This is a genomic window from Bathymodiolus platifrons methanotrophic gill symbiont, assembly GCF_002189065.1.
In the GTDB taxonomy this organism is placed as follows: Bacteria; Pseudomonadota; Gammaproteobacteria; order Methylococcales; family Methylomonadaceae; genus Methyloprofundus.
This window is the reverse complement of the sequence record NZ_BDMN01000063.1, coordinates 1-3,655: the sequence shown is the minus strand read 5'-3', so window position 1 is coordinate 3,655 and position 3,655 is coordinate 1. Positions and strand designations below refer to the sequence as shown.

The window sequence follows — 3,655 nt, the reverse complement described above, 5'->3', positions numbered from 1 at the left end:
ACTGAAGTTTCCCAATTATTGAGTAGCTGAAATACACAATGCTGGTGTATCGAGGTTTATTTTAGGTGGTTTTGCCATGTTTATAGCAAACCCCTACTTAATTCCCCTTAGGCAATAGCATTTGAAACGAATGAAAAGACTATTTTTTTCATATAGTTGTAGCATAGTTTCAATTTTACCATAAATAATTATTGGGAAACTTCAGTTAATTATCAGTTAAGCAACATTATAAAGTAAATTACTGTTTGTTATTATCTCATCAACTTTACACTTGAATAGTTACATTAAAGCCCATACAACATACTTATATCTTAAATACATTCCTGATTACCCATGACTCTCAGCCATAGCTCGTCATTTCTGTATGCTTTTAGCAGGAATCTCGTTGGTTAAGCATAGATTCCCGATAAAGCTTGTGCCCACGCTTGACTGGGTACTTCGGGAATGATATGTTTTTTAACATACTGATGTTTAAAGCTTAATTTTACTTTGGCTGAGAGTTGTACGTAACCAGGAATACATTTGATTTTAAGTGCTAAGCAAGTATCAGTGAAAAATTATACAAATAAACTCAATTATAGGGAGACTAAAAGTGAGTGAAAACCAATGGGATGAACCTCATTCTCAAGATAAAGATAAGAATAGCGGCTGGGAACGTGAGGCCATAGAAAAGCTTGCTTTTGCAGCTGTGACTGAGCAACGCCGTGCAAGACGCTGGGGGATTTTCTTTAAAAGTTTAATGTTTGTTTATCTGGCAGCTATTTTAGGGATAGGAATGTACCCATCGTTTAAGAAAAGCATAAGTGATGATGGTGAAGGGCATACCGCCATTATTAATATCTCTGGGGTTATTGCAGAAGGTAAAGAAGCTAATGCAGATGCAATTATTAAATCTTTACGTAATGCAGTTAAAGATGAAGAGACTAAAGGGGTTATTTTGCATGTTAACAGCCCCGGAGGAAGCCCTGTTCAATCATCATATATTTACAATGAAATACGTAAAATAAAGGCTGAGCACCCTGATTTGCCAATTCATGCTGTTGCATCTGATATTTGCGCATCAGGCTGCTATTTTATTGTTTCGGCTGTGGATAATATTTATGTTAATCCTTCAACCCTGATTGGTTCAATTGGTGTCATTCTGGAAGGCTTTGGTTTTGTTGATACGATGAAAAAACTGGGTGTCGAACGTCGATTGGTGACAGCGGGTGCTCATAAAGCTTTAATGGACCCATTTTCCCCAGAGAAATCAGGGGAAAGAAAATATATGCAAGAGGTACTTGCCCAAGTCCATCAGCAGTTTATCACTGCAGTAAAAGAAGGACGAGGTGACCGTTTACAAATTGATGAAGATACTTTTTCAGGGTTGATCTGGACTGGAGAGCAAGGGGAAAAATTTGGATTGGTTGATGGTTTTGGGAGTGATGATAGTGTGGCAACTGATATCATTGGTGCTAAAAAACGCGTTAACTTTACAGTTCAAGAGCGCTTAATTGATCGCCTGGCTGGTAAAATGGGTGCTACTTTTGCCCAATCAATAAACAGTATGGGACAGAAATTGATGTTGCAGTAAACCATGTCACTGTGAGCTAATTATTAGCACATTGCAGGGTGAGATAGGACGGGTTATTACGTCTCTATCTCGCCTAAAGTCTGTATTATAGAAATCCTTCCTGATATTAAAACGAGAAACACGTGCAGTTTTCAGCCAAGAAAAAATTATTATTGCAAATTTTAGCTGATGGAAAGTTTCACTCAGGAACTGACCTTGCAGAACAATTAGAGGTTAGCCGTTCGGCGATTTGGAAACAAATAAATGGACTAGAGGAACAGGGCCATGAGATTACTGCTGTCAATGGTAAAGGTTATCGCTTACATTGTTCACTAGAACTGCTGAATAAAACCCTTATCTATAGTTTTCTTAGCACTACTACCCAGAATTGTCTTGCAGAACTTGATATACATGATCAAATTGATTCTACTAATAGCCACCTTGTTGCATTAAGTAATTGCCACCCTGATACTTCAGGAATTGTTTGTTTGGCTGAACAGCAGACAGCGGGAAAAGGACGACGCGGCAGGCAATGGATCTCTCCTTTTGGTAGTAATATTTATGCTTCTATTGTCTGGCAATTTGAACAAGGCCCGAGTAGTTTAGCTGGTTTAAGTCTGGCTATTGGTGTCGCTGTTATTAAAGCACTAAAACTTCATGGTATTCATGATGTTGGTCTAAAATGGCCTAATGATATCTATTGGCAACATAGAAAATTGGGTGGTATTCTGGTTGAAGTTTCTGGTGAATCAGATGGGCCTTGTCATGCGGTCATTGGTTTAGGTTTAAATCTCTTTCTGACTGACCAAGATGGTTCACAAATTGAACAGGACTGGGTCGATATAAACGAAATATTAGGGAACTCTCATCGAGTTTCACGCAATCAGCTAATTGCAACTCTGATTGAAGAGTTTATAGCTGTCACAAGTCAATACACAAAAGAGTCTTTTGCGCTTTATCGAGATCAGTGGCGAGATTTTGATTGTATGCGCGGACAGCAGGTCACTTTATTTATGGGCAATTCAACTCACAATGGGACTATCATGGGTATCGATGATGAAGGGCTCTTGTTGTTACAGACGGAGACAGGATCGATACAAAGTTTTGCTTCAGGTGAAGTTAGTTTTCGTCGCCTATGATTTTAATTGATATTGGTAATACACGGTTAAAATGGGCTGAGCAACAGACAGGGCAACTTGGCGAAATGCATGCTGTTGTGCATAGTGAAACTAATTTTCAAGTTCAGTTAACTGCTGCATGGCAACAACTAACCAAGCCGGAAAGTATTTATTTAGCCTGTGTTAGTTCAGCAAGGATCAAACTGCAAGTTATACAAATTGCAGAACAATTATGGCCAGATGTCAAAGTACAGGAAATTCACACGGAAAAATATGCATTGGGTGTGAGCAACGCCTATCCTAAATACGAAAAATTAGGTGTTGATCGTTGGCTTTCGATACTTGCGGCTTATCATTTTTACTCTGCGCCTGTCTGTGTCATTGCATGTGGCACAGCATTAACTCTGGATATTGTCAATCAACAGGGCCAGCATATGGGGGGGATGATTATGCCAGGTCTTAGTTTGATGAAACAAGCCTTATCCAAGGGAACGGCAAACTTGAATTTCTGTTCAGAGCAATATCCACAAGGTTTAGCTAATGACACAGAAGCAGCTATTTATAATGGTAATATCAATGCCATTAAAGGTTTTATTATGCAGGGCTTGGCAGAATACCAAAAGCCCGTGCAATTAATTATGACAGGCGGTGATGCACAATTGTTGATTCAAACCTTAAAGTTAGAGGCCATAAATGACGCTCAATTGGTTCTTAAAGGCCTGGCTTTAGTTGCTAGCGAGTAATTGTTGTGAAATTTATTTTTTTCTCTGTATTATTGATCTGAAGTTTCCCAATAATTATTTATGGTAAAATTGAAACTATGCTACAACTATATGAAAAAAATAGTCTTTTCATTCGTTTCAAATGCTATTGCCTAAGGGGAATTAAGTAGGGGTTTGCTATAAACATGGCAAAACCACCTAAAATAAACCTCGATACACCAGCATTGTGTATTTCAGCTACTCAATAATTGGGAAACTTCAGT

At 38.4% G+C, this 3,655-nt stretch carries 3 protein-coding genes; all 3 read left to right on the top strand.

What is annotated here, in order from left to right:
- The first annotated feature begins 592 nt into the window (after positions 1–592).
- The 3 genes from CDZ78_RS04265 to CDZ78_RS04255 all read left to right on the top strand — a co-directional run bounded on the left by CDZ78_RS04265 (position 593) and on the right by CDZ78_RS04255 (position 3,413).
- Positions 593–1,573 (top strand): S49 family peptidase, encoded by a 981-nt coding sequence (locus tag CDZ78_RS04265; RefSeq protein WP_174664554.1) that lies wholly within the window; start codon positions 593–595, stop codon positions 1,571–1,573.
- Between the two features lie 122 nt (positions 1,574–1,695).
- Positions 1,696–2,691 carry a bifunctional biotin--[acetyl-CoA-carboxylase] ligase/biotin operon repressor BirA gene (gene birA / locus CDZ78_RS04260; RefSeq protein ID WP_087868865.1) on the top strand — a complete coding sequence of 332 codons (996 nt, stop codon included), beginning with the start codon at positions 1,696–1,698 and terminating at the stop codon, positions 2,689–2,691.
- Positions 2,688–3,413, top strand: a complete 726-nt coding sequence (locus CDZ78_RS04255; protein ID WP_087868864.1) for a type III pantothenate kinase — start codon at positions 2,688–2,690, stop codon at positions 3,411–3,413. The genes birA and CDZ78_RS04255 overlap by 4 nt, the downstream gene beginning before the upstream one ends.
- The last annotated feature ends 242 nt before the right edge of the window (positions 3,414–3,655 follow it).

Coding starts and splice junctions, on each gene's coding strand:
- CDZ78_RS04255 (WP_087868864.1), top strand. CDS start 2,688: ATGATTTTAATTGATATTGGTAATACACGGTTAAAATGGGCTGAGCAA.